At 66.3% G+C, this 23,923-nt stretch carries 21 protein-coding genes; 7 read left to right on the top strand and 14 right to left on the bottom strand.

The window, feature by feature from the left end; translation table 11 throughout:
• Positions 1 to 29 precede the first annotated feature (29 nt).
• A complete protein-coding gene (locus KOR34_RS23895) occupies positions 30 to 914 on the bottom strand; it encodes a phosphoribosylaminoimidazolesuccinocarboxamide synthase (protein ID WP_146568653.1) in 885 nt (294 codons plus the stop codon).
• Positions 915 to 1,259: 345 nt separating this feature from the next.
• Here KOR34_RS23895 and KOR34_RS23890 point away from each other — a divergent pair, with 345 nt between their 5' ends.
• The gene (locus tag KOR34_RS23890) at positions 1,260 to 2,768 is read left to right on the top strand and encodes an endo-1,4-beta-xylanase (RefSeq protein ID WP_146568652.1); all 1,509 of its coding nucleotides are present in this window, start codon (positions 1,260 to 1,262) and stop codon (positions 2,766 to 2,768) included.
• Positions 2,769 to 3,356: 588 nt separating this feature from the next.
• Here KOR34_RS23890 and KOR34_RS23885 read toward each other — a convergent pair.
• The 3 genes from KOR34_RS23885 to KOR34_RS23875 form a co-directional block, all read right to left on the bottom strand.
• A complete protein-coding gene (locus KOR34_RS23885; protein WP_146568651.1) occupies positions 3,357 to 3,950 on the bottom strand; it encodes a hypothetical protein in 594 nt (197 codons plus the stop codon).
• Positions 3,951 to 4,128: 178 nt separating this feature from the next.
• Complete coding sequence (locus KOR34_RS23880) at positions 4,129 to 5,202, bottom strand: hypothetical protein (RefSeq protein ID WP_146568650.1); 1,074 nt, start codon at positions 5,200 to 5,202, stop codon at positions 4,129 to 4,131.
• Positions 5,203 to 5,655: 453 nt separating this feature from the next.
• Positions 5,656 to 6,186: a leucine-rich repeat domain-containing protein gene (locus KOR34_RS23875; protein WP_146568649.1), complete on the bottom strand. Its 531-nt coding sequence runs from the start codon at positions 6,184 to 6,186 to the stop codon at positions 5,656 to 5,658.
• Positions 6,187 to 6,368: 182 nt separating this feature from the next.
• On the opposite strand from KOR34_RS23875, the gene KOR34_RS23870 reads away from it, so the two are divergent.
• Both KOR34_RS23870 and KOR34_RS23865 read left to right on the top strand, forming a co-directional pair.
• Complete coding sequence (locus KOR34_RS23870; RefSeq protein ID WP_146568648.1) at positions 6,369 to 7,766, top strand: ArsB/NhaD family transporter; 1,398 nt, start codon at positions 6,369 to 6,371, stop codon at positions 7,764 to 7,766.
• Between the two features lie 127 nt (positions 7,767 to 7,893).
• The gene (locus KOR34_RS23865; RefSeq protein WP_146568647.1) at positions 7,894 to 8,823 is read left to right on the top strand and encodes a universal stress protein; all 930 of its coding nucleotides are present in this window, start codon (positions 7,894 to 7,896) and stop codon (positions 8,821 to 8,823) included.
• Positions 8,824 to 8,996: 173 nt separating this feature from the next.
• On the opposite strand, the gene KOR34_RS23860 is transcribed toward KOR34_RS23865, so the two are convergent.
• The 3 genes from KOR34_RS23860 to KOR34_RS23850 all read right to left on the bottom strand — a co-directional run bounded on the left by KOR34_RS23860 (position 8,997) and on the right by KOR34_RS23850 (position 10,298).
• Positions 8,997 to 9,473 carry a hypothetical protein gene (locus KOR34_RS23860; RefSeq protein ID WP_146568646.1) on the bottom strand — a complete coding sequence of 159 codons (477 nt, stop codon included), beginning with the start codon at positions 9,471 to 9,473 and terminating at the stop codon, positions 8,997 to 8,999.
• 204 nt (positions 9,474 to 9,677) lie between these two features.
• Complete coding sequence (locus KOR34_RS23855; protein WP_146568645.1) at positions 9,678 to 9,923, bottom strand: hypothetical protein; 246 nt, start codon at positions 9,921 to 9,923, stop codon at positions 9,678 to 9,680.
• Positions 9,924 to 10,049: 126 nt separating this feature from the next.
• Complete coding sequence (locus tag KOR34_RS23850; RefSeq protein ID WP_146568644.1) at positions 10,050 to 10,298, bottom strand: hypothetical protein; 249 nt, start codon at positions 10,296 to 10,298, stop codon at positions 10,050 to 10,052.
• A 273-nt stretch (positions 10,299 to 10,571) separates the two neighbouring features.
• Between KOR34_RS23850 and KOR34_RS23845 the strand changes: the two genes are divergently transcribed.
• Positions 10,572 to 11,378 (top strand): sensor histidine kinase, encoded by an 807-nt coding sequence (locus KOR34_RS23845; RefSeq protein ID WP_146568643.1) that lies wholly within the window; start codon positions 10,572 to 10,574, stop codon positions 11,376 to 11,378.
• Between the two features lie 236 nt (positions 11,379 to 11,614).
• Here the strand turns inward: KOR34_RS23845 and KOR34_RS23840 are convergent, their stop codons facing one another.
• From KOR34_RS23840 to KOR34_RS23830, 3 genes are all read right to left on the bottom strand, one after another.
• Positions 11,615 to 12,964, bottom strand: a complete 1,350-nt coding sequence (locus KOR34_RS23840; RefSeq protein WP_197531704.1) for a DEAD/DEAH box helicase — start codon at positions 12,962 to 12,964, stop codon at positions 11,615 to 11,617.
• A gap of 286 nt (positions 12,965 to 13,250) precedes the next feature.
• Entirely contained in the window at positions 13,251 to 13,523 is a 273-nt protein-coding gene (locus tag KOR34_RS26940; protein ID WP_197531703.1) for a hypothetical protein, read from the bottom strand.
• Positions 13,524 to 13,832: 309 nt separating this feature from the next.
• Positions 13,833 to 15,062, bottom strand: a complete 1,230-nt coding sequence (locus KOR34_RS23830) for an inositol-3-phosphate synthase (protein WP_146568642.1) — start codon at positions 15,060 to 15,062, stop codon at positions 13,833 to 13,835.
• Between the two features lie 161 nt (positions 15,063 to 15,223).
• On the opposite strand from KOR34_RS23830, the gene KOR34_RS23825 reads away from it, so the two are divergent.
• The 3 genes from KOR34_RS23825 (at position 15,224) to KOR34_RS23820 (ending at position 19,484) form a co-directional block, all read left to right on the top strand.
• Complete coding sequence (locus KOR34_RS23825; protein WP_390620805.1) at positions 15,224 to 16,453, top strand: amino acid aminotransferase; 1,230 nt, start codon at positions 15,224 to 15,226, stop codon at positions 16,451 to 16,453.
• A gap of 76 nt (positions 16,454 to 16,529) precedes the next feature.
• Positions 16,530 to 16,955 (top strand): hypothetical protein, encoded by a 426-nt coding sequence (locus KOR34_RS26935; RefSeq protein ID WP_197531702.1) that lies wholly within the window; start codon positions 16,530 to 16,532, stop codon positions 16,953 to 16,955.
• Positions 16,956 to 17,060: 105 nt separating this feature from the next.
• The gene (locus KOR34_RS23820; RefSeq protein ID WP_146568641.1) at positions 17,061 to 19,484 is read left to right on the top strand and encodes an alpha-L-arabinofuranosidase C-terminal domain-containing protein; all 2,424 of its coding nucleotides are present in this window, start codon (positions 17,061 to 17,063) and stop codon (positions 19,482 to 19,484) included.
• An 80-nt stretch (positions 19,485 to 19,564) separates the two neighbouring features.
• On the opposite strand, the gene KOR34_RS23815 is transcribed toward KOR34_RS23820, so the two are convergent.
• The 4 genes from KOR34_RS23815 to KOR34_RS23800 all read right to left on the bottom strand — a co-directional run bounded on the left by KOR34_RS23815 (position 19,565) and on the right by KOR34_RS23800 (position 23,858).
• A complete protein-coding gene (locus tag KOR34_RS23815) occupies positions 19,565 to 20,953 on the bottom strand; it encodes a DNRLRE domain-containing protein (RefSeq protein WP_146568640.1) in 1,389 nt (462 codons plus the stop codon).
• A gap of 206 nt (positions 20,954 to 21,159) precedes the next feature.
• Positions 21,160 to 22,530: a DNRLRE domain-containing protein gene (locus tag KOR34_RS23810; RefSeq protein ID WP_146568639.1), complete on the bottom strand. Its 1,371-nt coding sequence runs from the start codon at positions 22,528 to 22,530 to the stop codon at positions 21,160 to 21,162.
• Positions 22,531 to 22,961: 431 nt separating this feature from the next.
• Positions 22,962 to 23,582, bottom strand: coding sequence for a PRC-barrel domain-containing protein (locus KOR34_RS23805; protein WP_146568638.1), 621 nt, complete (start codon positions 23,580 to 23,582; stop codon positions 22,962 to 22,964).
• A gap of 72 nt (positions 23,583 to 23,654) precedes the next feature.
• Positions 23,655 to 23,858 carry a CsbD family protein gene (locus KOR34_RS23800; protein ID WP_146568637.1) on the bottom strand — a complete coding sequence of 68 codons (204 nt, stop codon included), beginning with the start codon at positions 23,856 to 23,858 and terminating at the stop codon, positions 23,655 to 23,657.
• Between the last annotated feature and the right edge of the window lie 65 nt (positions 23,859 to 23,923).

The following is a 23,923-nucleotide window of genomic DNA, read 5'->3' as shown; positions in this document are numbered from 1 at the left end:
TCCATCGGCTACTGAGGCAGCTCCCCGGGCTACTCAAACCGCCGACCGGTCAGCTGCTCGTAAGCCTCAACATACTTCGCCCGCGTGCCGGCCACGACGTCGGGCGGCAGCTCGGGGGGCTCGCTGTTCTTGTCCCAGTCGGTGGAGCTGAGCCAGTCGCGCACGTACTGCTTGTCGAACGACGGCTGGCCGTGGCCCGGTTCGTACTTGTCGGCCGGCCAGAAGCGGCTGGAGTCGGGCGTCATGACCTCGTCGATCAGGATCACCCGGCCGTCGCGCTGTCCGAACTCGAACTTGGTGTCGGCGATGATGATGCCACGGGTCGCGGCGTGCTCGGCGCCCTGGGTGTAGATCTCCAGGCTCTTGGCGCGGAGCTCGTCCGCCAGGTCGGCGCCGAGTTCGGCCTGCATCCGCTCGAACGGCACGTTCTCGTCGTGCCCCTCTTCGGCCTTGGTGGCGGGCGTGAAGATCGGCTCGGGCAGCTTGTCGCTCTCGCGCAGTCCGGGGGGTAGGGCTACCCCGCAGACGGTCCCCGACTGCTGGTACTCCTTCCATCCGGAGCCCGACAGGTAGCCGCGCACCACGCACTCAAACGGCACGACCTCCGACTTGCGGCACAGCATCGACCGGCCTGCTAGCTGTTGGCGGTCGACGTCCGCCGGCAGGTCCATCTGGTCGACGTCGGCCGTGATCAGGTGGTGCGGGATGCCGACCCGGTCGAACCAGAACACGCTTGTCTGGGTCAGCACGCGGCCCTTGTCCGGGATGCCGGTGGGCAGCACCCAGTCGTAGGCGCTGATCCGGTCGGTCGCGACCAGCAGCACCCGGTCGCCCAGGTCGTACACGTCGCGGACCTTGCCGCGGCGGACCGGCCAGTGCGGGAGTTCGGAGGTCAGCAGGCACGCGTCGGGCATGGGGCGGGGCCGGTTGGGGTCAGGGGGCTTTCGCTGCGGAGTATACCGCGGCCCGCCCAGCGGCGGCAGCGGTTGTTGCGGTCGTTGCCGCACAATAGAATTGAATCTTGGGCGTGCGAGGCGGACGTCCCACATCCTCTGGGCCGCGCAGTTGGGGCAGGCGTCGGTCACTGGCATCTTTGAGGCGTCCATGGCGATCCCGGCTATCCATCCCTACCTGCCGCCGGGACGGCAATCAGCCGCGCTGGATCAACCCCCGCGACAAGCATCCGAGTTGGGCGCGCCTTCCTCGGGGTCAACGACCCCGCGAGCCGCCGCCGCTGCGCCACGCCGTGGGGGGACGCCATGGGGCTGATGCGCCTGAACGTCCGCTGCCCCGAACGCATCGCGGACGCCGATCTCAAGCGGGTCTACCTGGCCGGCCCGGACGACCTGCCGTACCACGGGCGCTCTTACCTGGCCGGCGGCGTGCTGCACGTGGAACGCCGCGAGGACGCCTCCGGCGCGCTGTGCGTGCCCTGGGTGCTCGACGACCACGGCCCCTGGATGATCAGCACCACCACGCTGATGGAGCGCGAGCGCCCCTACCAGCTGGAGGTCGAGCTGGCCCGCGGCATCGTGTTCCGCGTCCGCAACCAGATGGCCGCGTGGCAGATGCTGGGGCTCACCGCGCCGGACGACCTCACCACGCTGCTGGCCGAGGCCACCACCGCGTTCAGCCGCGCCGCCGTGATGCAGGTCGACCCGCCGGCGGCGGTCGCCAAGGCGATCGAGGCGATCGCCCTCGGCGCCGAGGCCTCGCTCCGCCTGGCCGAGGTGTACGCCGACCAGGCGCTGGCCGTCCGCACCGCCGGCGGCGCGCGGCTGCCCACGCTGCTGGGCATCCGCATGGGCGCGCCGCCCGACCCCGGCAAGGGGCTCGGCTACGGCGAGCAGCTCGAGCCGTTCAGCATCATCGCCGTGCCCTCCGGCTGGAAGGACGTCGAGCCCACCGAGTCGCGCCGCGAGTGGGCCGACCTGGACGCCACGGTCAAGTGGGCCCAGGAGAACCGCCGCCGCGTCAGCCTCGGGCCGCTGCTCGAGTTCAGCGACTCCCGCGTGCCCGAGTGGGCCTACCTGTTCGAGGGCGAGACCGACACCCTCAGCTCGCTGATGCTGGCCCACGTCGAGGCCTGCGTCAAACGCTATCGCGGCCGCGTGAACCTGTGGAACGTCGCCGGCCGGGTGAACCGCAGCCGCGTGCTAGGCCTGACCGACGAGCAGCGCCTGCAGCTCGTCGCGCAGGCGGTGCGTCGCGTGCGCGAGCTCGACCCCGGCACGCCGGTCACGGTCTGCTTCGACCAGCCGTGGGGCGAGTCGCTCGCCACCGAGTCCGGCGACCTGGCCGCCATCGAGTTCGCCGACGCGCTCGAGCGGGCCGACCTCGGCATCGCCGGGTTCGGCGTCGAGCTGAACGTCGGCTACCTGCCCGACGGCGCCACCCCCCGCAGCCCGCTCGCCTACAGCCAGCTGCTGGACAACTGGAGCCTGCGGCTGGAGCTGCCGCTGCTGGTGATGCTCACCGTGCCCAGCTCCGGCGGGCCCGACAAGCTGGCCACCGGCAAGGGCAAGCCGCTGGAGGTCGACGCCGGCCCCGGCGGCGCGGCGCACCCCAGCCCCGACTCGCAGGCCGAGTGGGTCCGCAGCGTGCTGCCGGTGCTGCTGGCCAAGAACTGCGTGCAGGTGGTGCTGTGGAACCAGCTCCGCGACGACCGCCCCCACGAGCTGCCCCACGGCGGCCTGATCGACCACCACGGCGCCATCAAACCGGCCGCCGAAGCCCTGGCCGAGCTCCGCCGGCTGTACCTCGGCTAACGCGCCCGAACTATCGGAATGTGTGCCGGGGGCGCTCCGCGTAGCGGAAGCCCCCGAAGGCAGGGGCCGCCGACTGCCGCCGACTTTTGTCCCGTTTGGCGCTATCGATCCTTAGGGACAAAAGTCGGCCCCCACTTCGAGCTCTCAGACGCGTTTCACGCTTGTCTAGCAGTGTGTGGCGATTTCCTCACGGCTCTCGACGGACGACTTTTGTCCACCCGGTGCGCCACAAGGGGACAATAGTGACAGAACTCGCGGCCCCGGGTAAACGCTCTGCGCAGCATCCCTTAGCGTTACCATTGGACCGCGCTGGGTGGCCGGTTTCTACAAGGAAGTGGCGGGATTCTGGAGCCCGCTTTCGGCAGCAAACTCCATGCATCATTGGCCCGTCGAGACCCACACGCCCACACCGCGAACCAATCGACTCGTAGCCCCCCGCTCCGCGGGGGGGGCAAAGCCCGTACGCCAGTGCGGCCCTGACAAGTGGACGCGTAACGGTGGGCTGAGCTATCCCCCGGCAGAGCCGGGGGCTACGAGTCGAACCCGTAGTAGTCTGTTCCCGCACGCGGTCGCTGACGTCGGGGACCATCAGTTCGGCAAGTAGATCGACCCCGACCTTGCGATGTAGTCACGCTTCGGCTTGAGCTGCGGCAGCGCGTCGACCAGGGCCTCTTTCCCGGCGTTGGTCACGTCCAGGCTGCAGGCGTCGACCTGCACCTTCGTCAGCTTCCGCAGCCGCGTGAGGCTGTCGAGCCCCTTGTCGGTAATCGAAAGGTTGCCGAGGTAGACCTCCTGCAGGTTCCGCATCGACCCGAGCCGCCGCATCCCGGCGTCGGTGATCCGGCTGTGGTAGCTGCAGAACACGCGGGCCTCGGGGAAGTGCCGGATCAGGTCGATGTTCTCGTCGTCGAAGTTCTCCCCCAGCAGGTCGATCCAGCGGGCCCGGCGGAAGTAGTCCTGCCCGAGCCAGTCGGTGAGCCACCGCGGGACCGGCCGGTCGGTGGGGCTGCGCTCCTCGAACAAGACGTCCCCGCCGAGCTCCTGGATCGTGCGCAGCGCCTGCGCCCGGTCGCGGGCCGCCTTCATTGGGTAGAAGAGCAGCAGGCTCGCTGCCGCCATCAGCAGCAACAGCGACCGGAGCCGGATCCGCAGCAGCCGCCTGAGCCTGGGAACACCTCTCATCGCTTGCCCTCCTGGGACGCTGCACGAGCAGAGACAGGGAGCGAGTGTACCGGCTGCAGGCGAGGGCGGGCAACAGAGTTCAGCGGTTTGTGCTGAGGACGAGGTTCGTCACTAACCGCGAGAAACGCGGGCGCCTGGCTGCTGGGACAGGTTTGATGCCTGTCTGACAGCACGATTCCTACTGAATCACTTGAGACTCTTGGCCTTTCGCGGATACGTAGCCTAGCAGCCACGCGACTCTTCCGTTTCTTACGAAGTAGACGGCGCGGTCTTCGAAGTCCAAGGTCTCGCCGAGAGTGCACAGGATCTCACTGCCAGCCATCAGGTTCTCGGGCGTGAACACTTTCTTGACGATGCTGATTTCCTGGGTAGCCGCGGCATTCAGAAGAGAAGCGTCGACAGTTGGGTACTCGCCATTCGCTTTCCTTAGCGCATCACGTATCTGGTGCAGCTCGTCCAACCGAAGCGGCACGTTGGCGTACTCCAGCATCTCGGGATGCAGGAACGTCGACAGCGCCCAAACAACGCCACCGTTCATGTAGACCAGTCGACGCGACTCGAGATCCTCATGCCGTTGCAGCTGGCGATCGATGTCTGGCTTAAGGACGCTGTGGCGTGCTTCAAGACTCGCTTGGCAGAAATCGACGTGACGATCCGCGGCGATGGTTTCTACGGCCGTCGTCAACGTGACGGTGCCAGGAAGATGGAACGTGGTGATCGCTTCACGTTTCTTGAAAGCGGCCGGCACGAGGTATCCGCCTTTGGTGTTGCCGCTTCCGACATCGATGACCAACGCCTCACCGAGTCGATCTTGCTCCTGCAGGCAGAGCCCGCAGATGCCTAGCCGAACCTCCTCCTCAACCGAAAGGACATCCAGCGAGTGCTTGGTGAACTCGGCGACCCCATCCTTCAACGCCTGCAGGTTCTCCGCCTTCGGCAGCCCGCTGCTGACCACGATGAAGATCTGGTGCTCCGGAACCTGGAGCTCTTCGTGGAGGCGCCGGTAGAAGCCACCAACCGTTTGAATGGTGTCGCCGAGCGCATCCAGATTGAAGGACGGCCCTTCAAGCGCCGACAGCGTGGTGTTCTCGTCCCCGGAATCCACGATCGTTACGGGGTTCCTGGCGTCTCCGAGCTCAAGATCGATCGCCACCCATTTGACGCCCTTGGCGCCAATCTCGATTCCGCCGAATCGTTGACCGTAGGCAGTGCTGAAGCAGGCGAGCAGAAGAACAAGCGACAGTCGAACCATCGTTTCCCTTAACTAACAAGAATCCAGCCCTCTCACATCGATCCGGCAGTGGTAACGACCGATCGTTAAGATTGGGTCATTGTTCCGTGAATTCTTCGTTAAGGCGGGCCTTCCGTGCCAGTCGTGGTTCCCGTTAGGCGGTGTCCGCACCAGGATGGCGTCTACTGCTAGACCGGCTTGCATCCACACCACCGAAATTCACACCAGCCATAGCGACGTTCTGATTCCGCTAATAAACAGCGGGTGGACCAGATTCGGCGTCGTGGCGCCGGGGCAGCGTTGCGTCGGTTCAGGCCACCTCCGCGGGATCGACGCCCGCAAGTCCCGCCTCAGACTCGGCGCCCAATGACACGCCGCGAGGGCGTTCGCATTCTTGGTGATCGACGGGATCGCGCCTTGAAAGGTGGCGCCCGGTGCCGGTTCAGGCAGGCCACCCCGCGGTTGTGGCCGGGCCTAATTGCGTGCTTCGCGGTTTACCGACACCCGCCAGCCCTCGACCATCCTCTCCCAGTAGCTCAGTTCGGTGGGGGGGCGGTAGTTGATCCGGCAGCCGGGGATCGACTCCTTCAGACGCTCCACCTGCTGCGCGGGCGCCTGGGTGTTGGTGAGGTCCAGCGTCTGCAGGTTGGTCAGGCTGGCCAGGGGCGAGACATCGCTCACCGGCGTGCTCTGCAGAGAGATCAGCGTCGCCTCGTGGAAGCGCGCGAGCGGCGCCACGTCGGTTACGTCCTGGTACATCAGGTACACGCGGTCGACCTTCTTGGCGCCAAACCACGCCCTGGCCGCCTTCTGCAGCAGCGTACCGCTGGGCCGGTACGCGTAGTTGATCTCGCCGCCACGTTCTTCGACCCAGGCGATGGCGGCCGCTTCCCGCCGCGCCTGCTCCGCTCTCCAGCCGAAGGGGATCGCCAACACGGCCACCGCGATGAGCAGGGTTCGCAGGCGGAACCGAAACCAGCGTCGCAACAGACTGGCGGGTCTCATGGAGGTTCGCCCTGCAAGCCGGGGAGCGTTTCGATTGATCGCCGCCAACGGTATGTGAACGGGGGTGTGTGGGCAATAGCAGGCGTGGCAGGGCTCCACCTGCACGAGGACGGCGGATGTTCGTAGGATGATGGGCGAGGGATCTCACGGCACCGTATACCTTTGCTGATCCAAGGGGAGTGATGGATTTGTCTGCAATCGTGCTGCTAGCGGAAGCGGCCGCCGAGCCGGGCGCCCGTTCGCCCGCGTGGGTGATGATTCTGTTCGCGCTGGGGATGCTGGCCACATACGTGGGCGTCGCTATTGACAGCTTCCACAAGACGGTCGCGGCGTTGCTGGGCGCTGTTGTGCTAGTGCCGCTGGCGTTGGTGCTGGGCGTGCTGCCCGACTACGACGCCACCTACGAGATCCTCTCGCACGACCTCAACATCTTCGGCGTCATCATCGGGACCGGGATCCTGGTCGACGTCACCGGGCGGAGCGGCTTGTTCCACTTCCTGAGCATCCTGATGGTCAAGGCGACCGGTGGGCGGGCCTCGGCGCTCTACTTCGCGCTGTGCATGTTGACGTTCGCGTTTGTCGCGGTGCTCACCATCGTGCCGGCGATGCTCATCCTCAGCTCGCTGGTGCTGGTGATCTGCCGGAAGCTCGACTACCCCCCCAAGCCTTTCTTGCTGTCGGTCGCGATCTGCGCGAACAGCGGCGCCGTCGTGACTTTCGCCAGCGGGCTGCCGAACATCATGATCGGCACCCAGGCGGGCATCCCGTACGTCCAGTTCTTGATGGTGTCCGCGCCCTACGCGTTGATCAGCTTCCTGGTGGCGTTGGCGGTGCTGCGATTCGCGTTCCGGCGGTCGCTGCCGTGGAGGCAGAACGCAGCCGAGCAGGCGGACCTGCAGGGCCGTATCGAGCAGTTCGACGCCTGGGCGCTGGTGGAGGACCGCAGGGTGTTGGTCAGCAGCGCGCTCATCCTGGTGCTGACGGTCATTGGCTTCGCGCTCGCGCAGCCGCTCGGGGTGGGGATGGACTTCGTCGCCATTGCCGGCGGGACGGCCGCGTTACTCTTTGCAGGCAAGACGATCGAGGACTCTATCGCCAAAGTGAACTGGACGATCATCCTCTTCTTTCTAGGGCTGTTCCTGATCATCGGCTGCGTGAAGGCCACCGGCTCGCTCAACTGGTTAGCCGAGCAGGTTGTCGCCCTGTCGAACGGCGATACCGGGTTGCTGGTGGCGTTGCTCACGGTGTTCTCCGCGGTTGCTTCGGCGATTGTCGACAACATCCCCGTCGCGGCCACGCTCATCCCCGTGGTGAATCAGATCGGCGGCGGCGATGTCGCCGCCGAGCCGTTGTGGTGGGGCACGATCCTCGGCTGCAACCTCGGCGGGAACGGCACGCCGATCGGGTCGATATCGTGTGTGATAGCGCTGTACACCCTGAAGAAAGAAGTCCACGAGACCGTATCGTGGGGAGAGTTTATCCGACTCGGCGGGACGATCATGGTCGTCCAGATTGCCGGGGCGATCGCGTACTTGCTAGCCTTGGACGCGATGGGGTGGATCCCCAGTCTGCCGGGATAACAACTTTGCGGCGCCGATGTCATGCACCGGCGTGAGCCCATTGCCGGAAGCCAACCGCGGCGGCGTGATTTCTCGCACGCCGAGCGGGACTTAGAGAACAACGAACGAGAGCCCGGGAGCAACACCAATGCCAGACCCAACGCAGCGGCACGTCGACAGCGAGCTCAGCGAGTCGATGGACCTGTTCGAGCGAGCGGACGTGGGCGCCGGGATCGAGATCGCACCGCGACGGCCCAAGAGAGTCTTGGTGGCCACCGACGGCTCCACGCAGGACCACGCCCTCACGCTGTTCGCCAAGCAGCTGCAGGACCGCCTGGCTTGCGAGATCGGGCGCCTGGATCTCGGGGACGGGGCGCCATCGACCACAGAGCAGCGCGTCGAAATGGACGCAACGGTCGTCGAGGCGGACGCCTCTCTTGAAGACGACTACGACCAGATCCTCGCCGCCGCCGAGTCCTTCGGCGCCGACCTCTTGATGCTGCCGTGCCCGTACCGGCGGGACTTCGAGTCGCTGGGAGAGGACAGCGCGGGGACCGTCATGGAGGTGGTGGCGGCGCGGTCCAAGGTCCCCACGATCTTTATTCGACGCCCCGACGCCGTGGGGCGGGACCCTTCCAACCACGTCCGTATCATCCTGACACGCGAGAACGCGGCGGCCAACGAAACGGCCCGCTGGGCCGCGGGCCTCGTCCAGCCGAGCGGTCGGTTGGAGCTGCTGCTGCTGGTCGAGCAGAGCACGTTCAAGAACTTCCGGGAGATCATGAACTCGCTGCAGCCCGACGCGGAGTTCAACCCGGCGGACCTGGAAGACGCATTGGCCCGCACCTACGCCCGGCTGCACTCGGGTCTTCAACGGGCGTCCCGCGAGCACGGGTTTTCCTACGACTTGATCATCCGCTACGAGGCCGACGAGCAGCCGATCACGCCCGAGCACCCCGAAACGCACCCCGCGCTGATGGCGCTAGGCCTGGTGCGCCACGACCACGACTCCCGGAACGAGATCCATGATTTCGTGAGGCGGTCACCGCATCCCGTGCTCGTGGCGCCTGTTGATTGACCAGAAGGGCCTGCATCAGCGGTACGTCTTTGGATGCCAACGCACACGTGAGAGCCTGGGCTACCCCCATACCGTTGACGCTACCTTGGGTTGCTCGTTCGGCGATGCATTTACAGCAGCCGGCCAAAGGGAGTGGTACGCAGGGCGCCGCGTGCGCCTCGGCGATTGAACGCCTACTTTCTTGCTGACCTAAACCTGGCGAGCAAGCGGAGGCCATCCGATTCCCGCTCGTGCTCACGAAAGAAGTCTTCTAGTCCGCTACGCTTCTCGGGTGGCGCGTATCCCACGTCACACCCGCACCCCTGGAAGGCGAAACCGTGGTCGTAGAGAGCTTGGACGATCTCCCACGCTTCGACGTCGTTCATCCTGGGCGCCTTGAAGTCGAGCCCCATCGCGGCCATCCGGCGGTCGCATTGTGGGCACTTCGAGACATCTGCCAGGTAGGCGTCGAAGATGCCTTGGAGCGTCGTTCCCAGCTGCGCTTCCAACTTCGTTAAATGCTCTCTGCCACGCGTCATTTGGAAGCGACGGAACGCGTCGTCGAGGCCTCTCCGCCTGGTCCAGTCGGCGATCGACGTCTTCTTGAACGCCTTCCGGCAGTCGAAGCAGGCGAAATGCGACTTGTAGTTGGTGGTGGCGTACCGGCACATTGGTTTGCTTCGAAGTAAGGCGCCGTCATTCAGTCAGGGATCGGGTTTGATATCGGCGTCCATTCTACCGCACAAGCCAGGCGACGACGCTGCGCACCCAGGCATTCGCTAGAACGGGCGCCAGTGACGCTCCCGTCAGCACGCTTGCGAGAGTTGGGGGCCGGTTTGGCGGTGAGACGCCCCTCATAGTTCGGCGCTGCATGGCTATCGCAGGCGTTCCAGTTTGTCGTACGCCGCTTTCAGGGCTTGCTCTTGCCGAGTAAGAAACACGTTCTTCACCCAATCTATGTGGGGAGGAAGCGTACGGCTGTTTCGAGTCTTGGAGTCGAACAGCGGGCGGAATCCATGCCAATGGGCGTGCTCGCCGGTCTCGAGATACTCCCGTGCATTCGTTATCGCGACTTCAAGATGCGCGATGCGGTCAAGAATAGCTCTCCTCTTCGAGTCCATAGAGTGCTCCCTGCGGGGTACTGCATCTCCGGACACGCAGGCGAGATCAAGGTTCACTGCAGCTACGCGAGGCTACGTAGGCAGGTAGGACGGCGGTTTCTCAGAGACCCATTCGCGCCGCTGGCCTCACACCGCCAGCCGCTGGCGCAGCTCGTCCGGCAGGTCGACGCTCTCGATGCCTGGTTGGCCGCGGAGCGCGTCCAACAGCACGCCGAGCTGCTCGTCGGTGGTTTGCGCCAGGTCGAGGTACAGCTGCTGGCGGCCGCGCAGCTGGCACAGGCCGCCGCCGCGGCCGTCGAACCAGTCCTCGCGGACCTCGATGCCCAGGCCGGCGGCCGCCCGGATCGCGTGGTTGCGGAGCTCTACGGCGTGCATGCTAGCGGGCCCTGGGGGGTAATCGTTACAGCCTTCGCGGATCGCCACGGCGGCCGTGGCCCTTACACGTTCAGGCGGCCCGGCGGGGGCCGCGCGGATTCTAATCGCTCGCTCTAAGGTTGCCCACGGCGAATCGACGATAGCCCTACGGGGGCGTTAAGCGGTTAAACGGCAACAAGTTAAGAGGATTCGGATCGGCAAGGCAGCCGGCCGCGGCAAGCTGCGGCGACCTTGCCGACCGACGGTCCTCGTTCCTGGCAGGCGGAGTCCACGATGCAGACCGGTTCGGCAGCGCAGCAGAGCGACCTCCAGCAGCAGCTCGCCGAACTGAAGGCCGAGCTGCTCGAGGCGCAGAAGATGGCCGCCATCGGCGAGCTGGCCAGCACCACCACGCACGAGTTCAACAACCTGCTGACCACCATCCTCAACTACGCGAAGATGGGCCTGCGGCACACGGACGACGCCACCCGCACCCGGGCGCTGGAGAAGATCCTCAGCGCCGGCACCCGCGCGGAGAAGATCACCAACAGCGTGCTGGGCATGGCGCGCAACCGGGGCGCCAGCGCGGCGCCCACCAACCTGGCCGACCTGGCCGGCGAGACGCTCGTCCTCCTGGAGCGCGAGCTCGGCAAGTACCGCGTGCAGGTCGAGACCGACTACCAGACCGACCGCCGCGCGATGGTGGTCGGCGCCCAGATCCAGCAGGTGCTGATCAACCTGCTGACCAACGCCCGGCAGGCGATGGTGCAGGGGGGGCGGATCCTGATCCGCGTGGCCGAGGACGCCGAGAGCGGCACGGTCGACCTCACGGTCCGCGACAACGGGCCCGGCATCGCCCCGGAGCACCTGCTGAAGATCTTCGACCGCCGGTTCAGCACCAAGGCCGGCCCCGACGCAAGCGGCAAGGGCGGGGCGGGTGTGGGGCTGTCGGCCTGCAAGGAGATCATCGAGAACCACGGCGGCCGGATCCGCGTGGAGAGCTCGGTCGGCCGCGGCGCGGCCTTCATCCTCAAGCTGCCGGCCGTGGCCGAGCAGCCCGCCGGACCCACGCCAGTAAAGCGGCTGGGCGTGCCCGCCTAGCAGGCGCTTCCTATCGTGGCCGGGTTGCCCGGGTGGCGGGTGCCGGGGGCGCTCCGCGTCAGCGGAAGCCCTCGTCGCGCCGAGTGACACGCGCCCAAGGCAGCGGGGGCTTCCCTGTCGGGAGCGCCCCCGGCACCCGCGTAGCACGCCGGCTCAATCAAGCGTTGCGCGCCGGGGGTCCGTCGAGAACCGGGGGCAAACGCCCCGCGGCTGATCGGTCGGCGGTGCAACGCCCGCTACAGCGCCCGGCGGTGCTTCTTCTTTTTCTTGGGCGGCGCCTTCTTGGGGGCCTGCTCGCCGGCGGCTTCGGGCTCGGCCTCTGGCTCGGCGGGGCGCGGCGTGGGGGGCGAGGAGCCGGTGGGGGGCGCCATGCCGAAGAACTGCACGGCCGGCTGCTGGGTCTTGGGCACGACCGACTCGACGGTCTCGAAGCCCTCGATCTCGTCGCGGGTCAGCAGCTTGTTGATGAGCTGCTCGATGCGGGTCAGCTCAGACCCCTGCTCGCTGTTCACGAAGGTGAACGCCACGCCCTCGCGGCCCATGCGGCCGGTGCGGCCGACGCGGTGCACGTAGTCGTCGGCGGACTCGGGGATGTCGTAGTTGACGATGTGCGAGATGCTCGACACGTCGATGCCGCGGCCGACCACGTCGGTGGCGATCAGCAGCTTCACCTCCTCCGCGCGGAACTGCTTCATCACCCGGTCGCGGACGTTCTGGGCCATGTCGCCGTGCATGCACGCCACGCCCTGCCGCTTGCGCGACAGCTTGACGTGCAGCCGGTCGACCATCCGCTTGGTGCGGCAGAACACGATGGCCTGCTTCGGCTGCTCGCGGTCCAGCAGCTTCTGCAGCAGGTCGAACTTCCGGGCGTTGTCCACGGTGAAGTAGAACTGCTCGATGGTGTCCACGCCCTTGGTCTTAGGCGAGAAGTCGAGCGTCACGGGGTCGATCATGTACCGCTTGGAGAGCCGCTCGATGGCGGGGTCGACCGTGGCGCTCAGCAGCAGGGTCTGACGCTGCTTGGGGCAGCGGCGGAGGATCTTCTCGATGTCGGGGCGGAAGCCGATGTCGAGCATGCGGTCGGCCTCGTCCAGCACAACGATCTTCACGTCGTCCAGCGTGAGGGCGCCGCGGCCCAGCAGGTCGAGCACGCGCCCGGGGGTGCCGACCACCACGTCGGCGCCGCGCTCCAGCTTGTTGATCTGGGTCTTGATCGGCTTGCCGCCGTACAGCGGCACGCTGCGGATCTTGCGGCCGTGGGCCAGCTTGTCGAACTCGTCGCGGACCTGCACGGCGAGCTCGCGGGTGGGCGCCAGCACGATGGCGAAGGGGCTCTTCGACTTGCTCTCCTCGAACCGCTCCAGGATCGGGATCGCGAACGAGGCGGTCTTGCCGGTGCCGGTGCGGGCCTGGCCCAGCACGTCTTTCCCCGAGAGCGCCACGGGGATCACGCCGGACTGCACCGGGCTGGGGTGCTCGTACCCGGCCTTGCGGAGGGACTCCCGCATGGTGGGCGAGAGGTCGATGTCGTCGAAAGAGGGTTTGGCGGCGCCGTCGCCCTGGGGGGCGGAGGGGTCGGTTGGCATAGGGACTCGGGAGGGTTGGTCGTTGTCACGGGGGCGTGACGCGGACCTTTCCGGGGCCTGGCCCGGGCGATGCGCCACACTGCGATTGGCTTTCTTGACTGTGTATTCGCTGTAAGCCTAGCAGTGCTAGTAGTTTGGGTCAACGGCGCCCGGCCGGCGGCCGGAATTGGCGGGCGCCAACAAAAACAGGCCAGGGCGCCAACGGCGCCCGGCCTGATTTTGTATTCGTTGTTTCATGCGCCCCGTGGGGGCGGGCCTCGCCGCTCGGTGAGCGGGAGAGAGACGACTACTTCTTCTTAGCGGTCTTGCGCTTGGTCGTCTTCTTGGCGGCCTTCTTCTTAGGCGACTTCTTGGCGGCCTTCTTCTTAGTGGCCTTCTTGGTCGCCTTCTTCTTGGTCGACTTCTTAGCGGCCTTCTTCTTGGTGGCCTTCTTGGTCGCCTTCTTCTTGGTCGACTTCTTCACGGCCTTCTTCTTGGTGGCCGCCTTCTTCTTGGTCGACTTCTTCGGAGCGGCCTTTTTGGCCGTCTTCTTCTTGGCCACCTTCTTCTTAGCTGCCATTGCGAATGGCTCCTTCCCTGAAAGCGCCTCAAGAGTTTAACTGTCCCTCTCTCGGGCGCAAGACAAGAGAGAGGACGACTGTCTCACTTTTCAACGCGTTGAAGCGGCCCGCATTACTCCGTCGCGGGCCAGTGCTGCGCGCATTGAAGCAGTTAATGCTTCATTAAGTCAAGTGGAATTGGCAAAAAAGGAGGACGGGGCGACAACCCCAAGCGGGGATGGTTGAGGCCTCCGTGTTCCTTAGCGAGAGTTTATCGGCGCTTGGGCGCCGCAGCATTAGAAACGGCGCTTCCGCGTTAGCAAGAGTCGTCACGCGTAGTGCGCGAGCAGCGCCGCGAACTGCTCGGAGTGTCCCGCCAGGGGCGCGCCGCAGGGGCTCTTGAAGAAGCACGCCAGCGCGCCGAGCGCGCCGCTCTCGCCGCGCCCGGCGGACGCGTCGACCAGCCGCGCGAGGTCCAACACCAGCGGCGCCGCGAGGGCCGAGTCGTGCCCCTGCCAGGTCAGCTGCAGCGTCATCTCGACGCCCATGAAACCGCGGAAATGCACGTGATTCCAGGCGGTTTTTCGCTCCCCGAGGCTCGGCACGTACTCGATCGAGACCAGCGACTGGGGGCTGTAACCGAGCAGCGATTGGAGCGCCGCGTCCTTGCACCCCAGCTTGCTCGACTTGTGCTCCGGAGAGGACAGCACGCGGCCGTCCGCGTTGCCCAGGATGTTGTGACCGACCCAGCTCATCACTTCCAGGTTGCGGCTGGCGAGCATCGGCGCGAGCACCGTCTTGAGGAGGGTCTCGCCGGTCTTGCCGTCGCGCCCCGCGTGGCACACGCCCGAACGCTTCGCGAGGTCGTCGATCGCCGCGCAGCTGGCCCCCAACGAGGGGGTAAAATTTACAAACGCCGCGCCCGACTCGATCGCCGCGATCGCGTACAGCGACCCCGCCCGCAGCGGGCAGTCGGTCGATGTGAGCGTTGCGTTAAGCTCGTCCCAGGTGGGCGGCAGCGACGGCTCGTCGGTGGGCGGCTCGGTCGACGCGGTCACGACCACCACCACGCGCTCCAGCCGCTGCTGCTCGCGGAATCGATCGAGGTCGGCGCGGATGGCGTCGACCGCGGCGCGGGGCGTGGGGAAGCGGCGGGCGAGGCCCCCGTCGGCCTGCTCGTCGGCCAGCTCATCGATGGCGGGGCCGCTGTTGTGCACGACCCCCGGCGCAATCCGCGCGTCGATGGCGTCGAGGTCGGCGGCGCAGGCCTCGATCAGCGCGGGCGGGATGCCGGCCTCGGCGGCGCTGTCGCGGAGCCGGCCGGGCCGCAGCTCGCAGCCGCCCAGCACAAACTGGTCCCAGTCCTTCAGCCCCGCGCCCGCCAGGGCCGGCAGCTCGGTCACCAGCCCGGTCGTGCCGATGAGGCCGCGCGTCAGCGCCGACCAGCCGACCGCGGCGGTGGTCGCCACGCCGCCGCGGGCGCCCACCAGCCAGAATCCGGTGCGTGCTGTGCGATCGCTCGCGGGGTCCTCGGGTTGGGGCCCGGCTTGAGGGGGCATGGGGGCTCGGTGGTTGGCGTGGGGGCAGGGGCGGGGCGTCGCCCGCGGCTTGGAGAACGCTTGGTTCGGATCTATTATTGTCAAAGCGCCCCGGCGCCGCGTCAACGAGCGCCGAGAAGCGCGACACGGCGCGCACCGGCGCGACAGACCCTTCCCATGCCATGGCTGATCCTTCTGACGAAAGCCCGCAAGCGATGTTCGAGTCCGTTTCCGCCGCCCCGCCCGACGCCATCCTCGGCCTGACCGACGCCTACAAAGCGGACCCCAACCCGGACAAAATCAACCTGGGCGTGGGCGTGTATCAGGACGCGAGCGGCAAGACGCCGGTGCTGGGCACGGTGCGCGAGGCGGCGTCGCGGCTCGCCAAGGACCTGGCCTCGAAGTCTTACCTGCCGATCACCGGCTCGGCCGAGTACGGCGAGGCGGTGCAGAAGCTGATGTTCGGCGTGGAGGACGAGATCGTCCGCTCGCGCCGCGCGGTCACGGCCCACACGCCGGGCGGCACCGGCGCGCTGCGCGTCACCGCCGACTTCCTCAAGCAGAACTTCGAGGACGCCACGGTCTGGCTGTCGCAGCCCACCTGGGCCAACCACCCGGCCGTGTTCGCCGCCGCCGGCGTGCCGACCAAGATCTACTCCTACTTCGACAAGGCGGCCAACGGCCTGGCGTTCGACAAGATGATCGCCGACCTGAAGAAGATCCCCTCGGGCGATGTGGTGCTGCTGCACGGCTGCTGCCACAACCCGACCGGCATCGACCCCACGCCCGAGCAGTGGAAGCAGATCGCCGAGACGCTACGCAGCATGGGCGCGATGCCGCTGATCGACTTCGCCTACCAGGGCTTCGGCGAGGGGATCCAGGAGGATGCCGCCGGCCTGCAGGCGTTCTGCCGCCCCGGGGAGGAGCTGATCGTGTGCAGCTCGTTCTCCAAGAACTTCGGCTTGTACCGCGAGCGCGTCGGCGCGGCGACCTTCGTCACCGCCGACCAGGACTCCGCGCTGCGGGTCGGCAGCCAGGTGAAGCGGGCGATCCGCAGCAACTACTCCAACCCGCCGTCGCACGGCGCCGAGCTGGTGGTGACCATCCTGACCGACCACAAGCTACGCCAGCAGTGGGACGGCGAGGTCGCCGAGATGCGCGACCGCATCAACGGCATGCGGAAGCTGCTGGTGGAGAAGCTGGCCGAGCACGGCGCGCCCGGCGACCACTCGTTTATCCAGCAGCAGCGCGGCATGTTCTCGTTCAGCGGCCTGACCCCCGAGCAGGTCGAGCGGCTGAAGCACGACTACGCGATCTACATCGTCGGCTCCGGCCGGATCAACGTGGCCGGCATCACGCCGCAGAACGTCGATCGGCTGGCGCACTCAATCACCGACGTGCTAAAGGGCTAGGCGGCGTCGCGGCGAGTGGGGGCGAGCTACTACGATCCGCGCTACAGCTGTGTCCTGTTCCGCAGGAGTCCCGTCCATGGTTGAGGGTTGGCGTTGTGGGGCGGTGTTGCTCCTACTGGCGGCCGGAGCGGCGGTTGGCTGTGGGAGGCCTACGGCCGCCCCGACCATCAACTCCCTGAGGCAGGCCTATGTCCGCTCTGAGGGGCACGGAAGCCGTGGAGCAAGGTTCTGTCAGCTCGTTCTGGCAATGGATGATGAATCGATTGCAGGAACTGTCCCGGGCACAAGGGCAGGCCTGCTGAATGTTCTCGGCCCCCCAGATCTGACGAGACGGTCAGCTCTTGGTAGCCAAGACGTTTACTTCTACGACCGTTTCGCCAAGCGTGACTGGGTCGTGCAAGTCGAGTACGACCCTGCGGGAGCAGTCATGGGCTTTGGCTACAACGCGGCATCGGCGCTGGACCTTTCGGAGTGGCAGTCGGCTGAGGCCGGCACGCCGTAGGGGTGATGAACTGAGCCTTTGCGAATCTCCGTATTCGCTGGCAATCGTCGTCGGCTTGGTTCATAATCTCATTTCTATTTAGGTTTTCTCCTCCGGAGCCCTCCCATGCGCCGTCTATCTGCGGTACTCGTGTTGTTTCTCTGCGCGTCGGCCTCTGCCCAGCAGGCCGATATCAAGGTGCACGTCGACCAGCCCACGGTCGAACTCAGCCCGCACCTGTACGGGTTGTTCTTCGAGGACATCAACTTCTCGGCGGACGGCGGCCTGTACGCGGAGCTGGTGCAGAACCGCTCGTTCGAGTACTACCCGATCCCCGGCTGGAACCCGCTGAGCGAGCGTTACCACGCGTTGTCTTCGTGGGAGAAGGTGGAGCGCGACGGCGCCGAGTGTGAGATCGCCGCCGAGAAGGGCATCCCCCTGAACCGCAACAACCCGACCTACCTGACGGTCGCGATCCGCCGCGCGGGGCAGGGCGCCGGCGTGAAGAACCAGGGCTGGAGCGGCATCCGCTTGGACGAGGGCCAGGAGTACCGCGTGAGCCTGTACTCGCGTTGGGAGTCGCGCCGCGGCGCGCCGCTCACCGTGACGCTGGTCGACCAGGACGGCCACGAGTGCGGCTCGGCCGAGCTGCCGGCCTCCGGCGCCGATTGGCGCCAGGCCGAGGCGGTGATCAAGTCCGACCGCACCACCGACGACGCCAGCCTGGTGGTGACCACCACCGGCCGCGGCAAGCTCTGCTTGGACATGGTCTCACTGTTCCCGAGCAACACCTTTAAGGGTCACAAGAACGGCCTGCGGGAGGACCTGGCGCAGTCGCTGGCCGACCTGAACCCTAAGTTCTTCCGCTTCCCGGGCGGCTGCATCGCGCACGGCCACAGCCTGCAAAACGCCTACCGCTGGAAGGACACCGTGGGCGACGTCGCCGAGCGGCGGCCCAACTGGAACCGCTGGGGCTACCACCAGACCTACGGCCTGGGCTACTTCGAGTACTTCCAGCTCTGCGAGGACATCGGCGCCCACCCGCTGCCGGTGGTCCCGGTGGGCGTGTCTTGCGGCTTCAATCAGCCGTACCAGTGCGTGCCGCTGGACGAGCTGCACACCTGGGTGCAGGACGCGCTGGACCTGATCGAGTTCGCCAACGGCCCGGCCGACAGCACGTGGGGCAAGGTGCGGGCCGAGATGGGCCACCCCGAGCCGTTCAACATGGAGTTCGTCTGCCTGGGCAACGAGGAGCACGACACGCCCGAGTTCGCCGAGCGGTTCCCGTACTTCGTCGAGGCGATCCGCAAGGCGTACCCGGACATCAAGATCATCGGCACCTCGGGTCTGAGCCCCTCAATCCCGCTGTACCGCCAGATGCAGCGACTGAACGTGTACAGCTCGGACGAGCACTACTACGAGAGCCCGGAATGGTTTGTGCAGAACCAGGACCGGTTTGACGACTTCGACCGCGACGCGCCGAAGATCTTTGTCGGCGAGTACGCGTCGCGCGGCAACCGGCTGGTCAACGCCATCGGCGAGGCCGCCTACCTGACCGGCGTCGAGCGGAACGGCGACATCGTCGACATGGCGTGCTACGCCCCGCTGCTGGCGGACGTGCACAACACGCAGTGGACCGCCGCCAACCTGATCCACTTCGACAAACGCAACCTCGTCAAGACGCCCAACTACCACGTGCAGCAGCTGTTCGCCCAGAACAAGGGCGACGTGTTCCTGCAGACCGAAATCGACCAGTCGGTCGACGAGGCGGACCTGCCGTCGTACGCCGGCGCGGTCGGCATGGGCACCTGGTCCACCGCGGCCGAGGTCCGCAACGCCAAGCTCAACGGCGAGCCGCTCGACCCCGCCGACTGGACCCCGCACGGCGGCAAGTTCAACGCCAAGGACGGCGCCCTCCGCCAGGCCGACCGCGACGCGCAGGGCGTGATCAGCGTCTCTACCGCCGAGGCGCCCGCCAAAGCGGTCTACGAGTTCGAGGCCCGCAAGCTCGGCGGCGCCGAAGGCGTGCTGATGGTGTTCGGGTGCGAGGACCCGGAGAACTACTTCTGGTGGAACATCGGCGGCTGGGGCAACACGCAGCACGCGATCGAGCAGTGCGTGGACGGCGTGAAGCACTCGCTCGTTGAGACCCGCGGCTCGATCGAGGCCGACCGTTGGTACAAGCTCCGCGTCGAGACCGAGCCCGGCCGCATCCGCTGCTACCTGGACGACAAGCTGGTGCACGACTACCAGGAGCAGGGGCCGCGGGTGAGCGTCTCTAGCACGCTGGACAAGCAGGCCGGCGAGGTGATCCTCAAGCTGGTCAACCCGACCGGCTACGAGGTCGCGGCCGACGTGTCGATCGACGGCGCCAAGGTCAAGGCCGGCGAGGTCGACGCCACGCTGCTGACCGGCGCCCCGGGCGACGACAACTCCATCGACAACCCGGACAACGTGGCCCCGGTGGAGAAGGAGGTCACGGTCGGCGACCGCTTCCAGCTGACCCTGCCGCCCAGCTCGCTGCAGGTGCTCCGGCTGCCGGTAGAGTAGCCGCGTGTCAGAGCGAAAAAGAAACGGCCCGCCTGCGACTGTCGCAGGCGGGCCGTTTTCGTAGCGGTTGAGAGCGGCTTCTATCGTTGACGCCAAGGGATTAGTCCGACCGCCGCCAGGAGCCAGCCGCCAGCCGGCTCCGGCACAACCACTGTGATTCTCAGCAGCGGGCGCAGGTCCGAGTCGGCCGCCCCGGAGCTGTAGAACCTCCATGAGTCAGTATTGCCGTCAGCGGCGCCCAGATAGATGCCGTTGTTCGCTTGGCCCGACTGCCAGTTGTTAACGATTGATGTCACGTCCAGGCTCACCAGCTCGCTGTCGAGAATGTCCACCGCTGCATCAACCGCCGGCCCGATCTGATTCGCGGCCTGCATGGCCTCGGCGTCGCCGGCGAAGTCGTCGTAGACCGAGCCTGGGTTGAACGGGGTGAGCAGCTGGTGGGCGGTGACCGGTCCGCGGCTGTCGCCGCTCTGGAATGTCTGCCAGTCGGTTGAAAGGAGCAACTCGGCCTTGGCGATTCGCCCGGTCACCTTCGACGTGTCGAAGTGGATCAGGTAGGACGTATCGTACGAGCCAGCGCCGTCATCGCCGTCGACCACGGCGACCGGAACCTGCGAAGCGTCCACACCTGCGGCGACAACGTCGTCGCTGCGATCCGCGGGCGTCGAGTTGTCGTTCTCAAGCAGGTTCAAGACGACGTCGGTCGTTCCGTTATAGCCTGAAAGGCCTTCCTGCAGCTCGTGCACGCGGTATCCGGGGTCGGTGGTGTAGGTCACTGACAAGCGGGGACGGTAGGTCGGGTCGGGGTGGCCGGTCGAATGCATACTCCAATCGCCGGTTTGGGCGCCCTCAACGTTGACGATAGCGAGCCCGAGGTTTGGCCCGCCCTCAGCCCATACCTGGACGGCGCGCGTCACGTCGACGCTGTAGAAGGCGTTTGGCTCAAAACGCGGCTCGTTGACGCCCGCGTCCAGAGATCCGATCAGCCAGTCCGCTTCCCCATTGTCGGTGTCGATCCCATCCTGTGCACTCAGGTAGGAGCTGTCGCCATCGCCGAACGTCCCGTCGAACGTGGAGTTGCCGTCGAATGGCACGGCGAGACGCAGCACTGCGAAGATTCCTGGTGCAACGGTCGGGCCGACGTGGCTTGCGGTGCGTAGGTCTAGCGTCGCGGAGAGGATGGTGGCGCCGCTCGGGATGGCGCCGGCGCCCACGATATCGTCAAATCGAATCAGCACGTCGGACCGCCCGCCCCGGTGGTTCCACGCGGCAAACCTGTCTTGGCTGTTCAGAGGCGGCGTGCTGGTGTCGACATGCGCGCCGTTCACGTCCCCCGCACTGCTGATGCGGCGGTCGAACGCGCCTTGATAGCCGCTCACACCGTTCTGGAAAGAGATTGAGTGCTCCGCCGCTGACACCGAAGTGGCGAGAGCGAGCATCGACAGCAGGCCAGTAGTCGTTGGTCTCATGGGCGCGCCTGAGATTGCTTGAGGGTGAGTCTATCCCCGCTTCCGATGCGGTCGGTTGGCTGATCGTTCTGTGTGGGCGAAGGTATTCACGCGGCAGCGTGAAGATTCTGTGAACGAGGCCGGCGAGAATCCGCGCAAGAGAGAACGGCCCGCCCCGGAATGCGCGGCGGGCCGTTTTCGTAGCGGTTGTAGATAATCTGCGTGCTCTAGCCGCGGCGCCGCAGCGGCAGCAGGCCGCCCAGCGCCAGCAGCGCCAGGCTGATCGGCTCGGGGACGGTTGTGATCCGCAGCATCGGGGCCAGGTCGGAGTCGACGGCGCCGGTGGTGAAGATCTGCCAGCCGTTGGAGGTGCCGTTGGCGCCGATGTAGAAGCCGTAGTTTTCGTCGCCGTCGTGCCAGTTGCGGACGATCGACGTGACGTCGACCCGCACGTACTCGGACTCTTCAACATCGAGCACCTCTTCGACGACCGGGCCGATCTGGCCGGCGTTGATCATGGCCTGCACGTCGCCGGCGAAGTCGCCGTACTGTGAAGCCGCATCGAACGGCGTGAGCAGCTGGTGCACCGTGAACGGTCCCGGGGTGTCCGACGCGCCGCCGCTGAAGCCGGTGGTGATCAGCAGCTCCGCCTTCGTGACGTCGCCGGTCACGGAGCTGGTGTCGAACCGGATCAGGTAGGGGGTGTCGTACGAGTCGGCGCCGTTGTCGCCGTCCAGGTAGACCTCGCTCAGGGTCGAGCCGTCGACGCCGGCCTCTACCGTGTCGTCGCTGCGATCGTCGTTGGTGCCCGCGACGTCGGTCACCAGGTTCAGCACCCTGTCGGTCGCGCCGGCGTAGTTGTTAAGCCCGTTCTGCAGCTCGAACACCCGGTAGTTCGGGTTCGTGCTGTAGGTGACGGTCAGGCTGGGGCGGTGCTCGACGGTTGGCGATCCGGTGGAGTGGACGCTCCAGCCGTCGTCCTGGTCGACGTGGTCGCTCAGCACGGCCACCCCGTAATTGGTGTCGCCGTTGACCCAGCTCTGCACAGCGCGGGTGATGTCGGCGCTGTAGGTCATGTCGGGCTCGAGCCCCGAGCCGCCGACCGGGGTATCGAATGTGCTGAGGATCCAGTCGGCCTCGCCCTGCTCGGGCTCGACGCCGTCGACGTCGTTGGTGAACTCGTCATCGCCATTGCCGAAGTCGCCGTCGAGGGTCGAGGAGTCGTCGAACGCTTGCGTCAGGCGGTAGACGTTGAAGCTCTCGCCGGAACGGGAGTTCTCGTTCACGTCCTCGCCCGTGGTGCGGAGGTTCAGTGTCGCGCTGAGGATCGTCGCGCCGGCGGGGATGGCCGAGGGGCCGACGATATCGTCGAAGCGGAACAGAACGTCGGCCCGGCTGGCGTCCTGGGGGTCGCCGTCAATCCAGTACGGCGAGGTGGACGTGTCCAGGTCCCGCCCGCTGACGCTGGTGGTGAGACTTATCCTCCGGTCGAACGTGCCGGCATAGCCGTCCAGCCCATTTTGAAAGGTGATCGTCTGCTGCGCGAGTGCGCAGGTCGGCGCAAGGGCGGCCAGCAGGGCCGCGATCGTTTGCCTCATGAATTCTCTTCCCGGGTGCGGTGTCTCGATGGAGGTGATCCCGCTGGACCACAATCAATCGCGACAGGTTACGCTGGACCGCGTTCGGGCGGGTTAAGGGATCATGAGGGATGTTTGAAGATTGTCTGTTTGCTCTGTCGTATGCGGCCGGCCGAACGCCGGCGGCTTCATTCCCCTGCCTGGCTAGCTTCCAAGGGGCGGGGGCTGGCTAGGCGTTGGGTTCGGCTCGCTCGGCGGCGGGTCGGTCGGATCCTGCGGTGGGTTGGGCGGGTCGCCTGGCGCCGGCGCGCCGGGCGCTGGGGTGATGGGCGGTTGGATGTTCGGTTTGGGATCCATTAGGGTCTGCCTCATAGCTAGAGGTGCGGAACAAAAAAAGGCCGCCGCGGGTGGACCCGCGGCGGCCTACGGCGGCAAGCCGTGTTAGTTGACGATTACTCGTCGCGCTGAGGGTTGGTTACACCGCGGCGGTTCGTCGTGCTGCGATTGCGGTCGTCGACGCGACGATCCATGTGGTCCTCCATCACGCCGTACCGTTTGTTCATACGCGTGGTGAACGTCGGGTCGGTCGTGTCGGGCCAGTGGTTCTCGTCGAATCCTTCGGCGCCTTCCAGCTTCTCTTGCGTGACGTCAAGCACGAGCACGCGATCATCGAGATCGTTCGGGTCGTCGGGGTCCTGCTTCACGCGGAACGCCTGGTACGGAACGGCAAACATCTTGTTGCCAACTCCCAAGAAGCCGCCGTAGGTGACCGCGACGTACTGGATCTTGCCGGTGCGGGCGTCGAGGACGATGTCACTCACCTCACCGACTCCCTCTTCGGCCGGGTTTTCAATCGCCATGCCGATTAGCTTGCTGGCGCGGATGCTGTGGCCAGCGGTCGTCTGGTCGAGGCTGCCGGTGCCGGTCGAGCCGTAGTTGGCGGTGCGGCGTGTGGCGTCCTGATGGTCAGGCTGAGCGGCAACCGTGGCCGGGTCGCCCGCGAGCGAACCAGCGCAGAGGGCCGCGCCGACAGCCGTTGTGATGCACGCCGAGGTCCATTTCTTGATAGACATAGTCTTCGCCTTTCGGAATCTCATGAGTTTGGTTGATTGAGTGGGGCGTTTGGGGGAACCACCGCTCGCTTACTAGCAGCTGCAAGACTTCTCGAAGTTTGCGACTTGCTCCTCCGCCTCCTCGCGGGCGATGCCGTACTTCTCCTGCACCTTGCCGACGAGTTCTTCCCGCTTGCCATCGACAACGTCCAGGTCATCATCGGTGAGTTTGCCCCACTTCTGCTGAGCCTGGCCCTTGGCCTGCTTCCACTTGCCTTCGATCTGGTCCCAGTTCATATCCGTTCCTCCTGTGTTTGATTAACGCTTCCAATAGCGTCGTGTGACGCGTTATGGATCTGCAG

The organism is Posidoniimonas corsicana (assembly GCF_007859765.1).
Lineage (GTDB): Bacteria > Planctomycetota > Planctomycetia > Pirellulales > Lacipirellulaceae > Posidoniimonas > Posidoniimonas corsicana.
The sequence above is the reverse complement of the archived record's forward strand: the minus strand, read 5'-3'. Positions and strand labels throughout refer to the sequence as shown.

Bases quoted from the DNA above. Each gene is read 5' to 3' on its own strand.
- KOR34_RS23885 (WP_146568651.1), bottom strand. From the start codon at position 3,950: ATGAGAGGTGTTCCCAGGCTCAGGCGGCTGCTGCGGATCCGGCTCCGG.
- KOR34_RS23895 (WP_146568653.1), bottom strand. From the start codon at position 914: ATGCCCGACGCGTGCCTGCTGACCTCCGAACTCCCGCACTGGCCGGTC.
- KOR34_RS23800 (WP_146568637.1), bottom strand. From the start codon at position 23,858: ATGAACTGGGACCAGATCGAAGGCAAGTGGAAGCAGGCCAAGGGCCAG.
- KOR34_RS23880 (WP_146568650.1), bottom strand. From the start codon at position 5,202: ATGGTTCGACTGTCGCTTGTTCTTCTGCTCGCCTGCTTCAGCACTGCC.
- KOR34_RS23890 (WP_146568652.1), top strand. From the start codon at position 1,260: ATGGGGCTGATGCGCCTGAACGTCCGCTGCCCCGAACGCATCGCGGAC.
- KOR34_RS23830 (WP_146568642.1), bottom strand. From the start codon at position 15,062: ATGCCCCCTCAAGCCGGGCCCCAACCCGAGGACCCCGCGAGCGATCGC.
- KOR34_RS26940 (WP_197531703.1), bottom strand. From the start codon at position 13,523: ATGGCAGCTAAGAAGAAGGTGGCCAAGAAGAAGACGGCCAAAAAGGCC.
- KOR34_RS23805 (WP_146568638.1), bottom strand. From the start codon at position 23,582: ATGTCTATCAAGAAATGGACCTCGGCGTGCATCACAACGGCTGTCGGC.
- KOR34_RS23860 (WP_146568646.1), bottom strand. From the start codon at position 9,473: ATGTGCCGGTACGCCACCACCAACTACAAGTCGCATTTCGCCTGCTTC.
- KOR34_RS23875 (WP_146568649.1), bottom strand. From the start codon at position 6,186: ATGAGACCCGCCAGTCTGTTGCGACGCTGGTTTCGGTTCCGCCTGCGA.
- KOR34_RS23870 (WP_146568648.1), top strand. From the start codon at position 6,369: ATGGATTTGTCTGCAATCGTGCTGCTAGCGGAAGCGGCCGCCGAGCCG.
- KOR34_RS23825 (WP_390620805.1), top strand. From the start codon at position 15,224: ATGGCTGATCCTTCTGACGAAAGCCCGCAAGCGATGTTCGAGTCCGTT.
- KOR34_RS23850 (WP_146568644.1), bottom strand. From the start codon at position 10,298: ATGCACGCCGTAGAGCTCCGCAACCACGCGATCCGGGCGGCCGCCGGC.
- KOR34_RS23845 (WP_146568643.1), top strand. From the start codon at position 10,572: ATGCAGACCGGTTCGGCAGCGCAGCAGAGCGACCTCCAGCAGCAGCTC.
- KOR34_RS23865 (WP_146568647.1), top strand. From the start codon at position 7,894: ATGCCAGACCCAACGCAGCGGCACGTCGACAGCGAGCTCAGCGAGTCG.
- KOR34_RS23855 (WP_146568645.1), bottom strand. From the start codon at position 9,923: ATGGACTCGAAGAGGAGAGCTATTCTTGACCGCATCGCGCATCTTGAA.
- KOR34_RS23840 (WP_197531704.1), bottom strand. From the start codon at position 12,964: ATGCCAACCGACCCCTCCGCCCCCCAGGGCGACGGCGCCGCCAAACCC.
- KOR34_RS23815 (WP_146568640.1), bottom strand. From the start codon at position 20,953: ATGAGACCAACGACTACTGGCCTGCTGTCGATGCTCGCTCTCGCCACT.
- KOR34_RS23810 (WP_146568639.1), bottom strand. From the start codon at position 22,530: ATGAGGCAAACGATCGCGGCCCTGCTGGCCGCCCTTGCGCCGACCTGC.
- KOR34_RS23820 (WP_146568641.1), top strand. From the start codon at position 17,061: ATGCGCCGTCTATCTGCGGTACTCGTGTTGTTTCTCTGCGCGTCGGCC.
- KOR34_RS26935 (WP_197531702.1), top strand. From the start codon at position 16,530: ATGGTTGAGGGTTGGCGTTGTGGGGCGGTGTTGCTCCTACTGGCGGCC.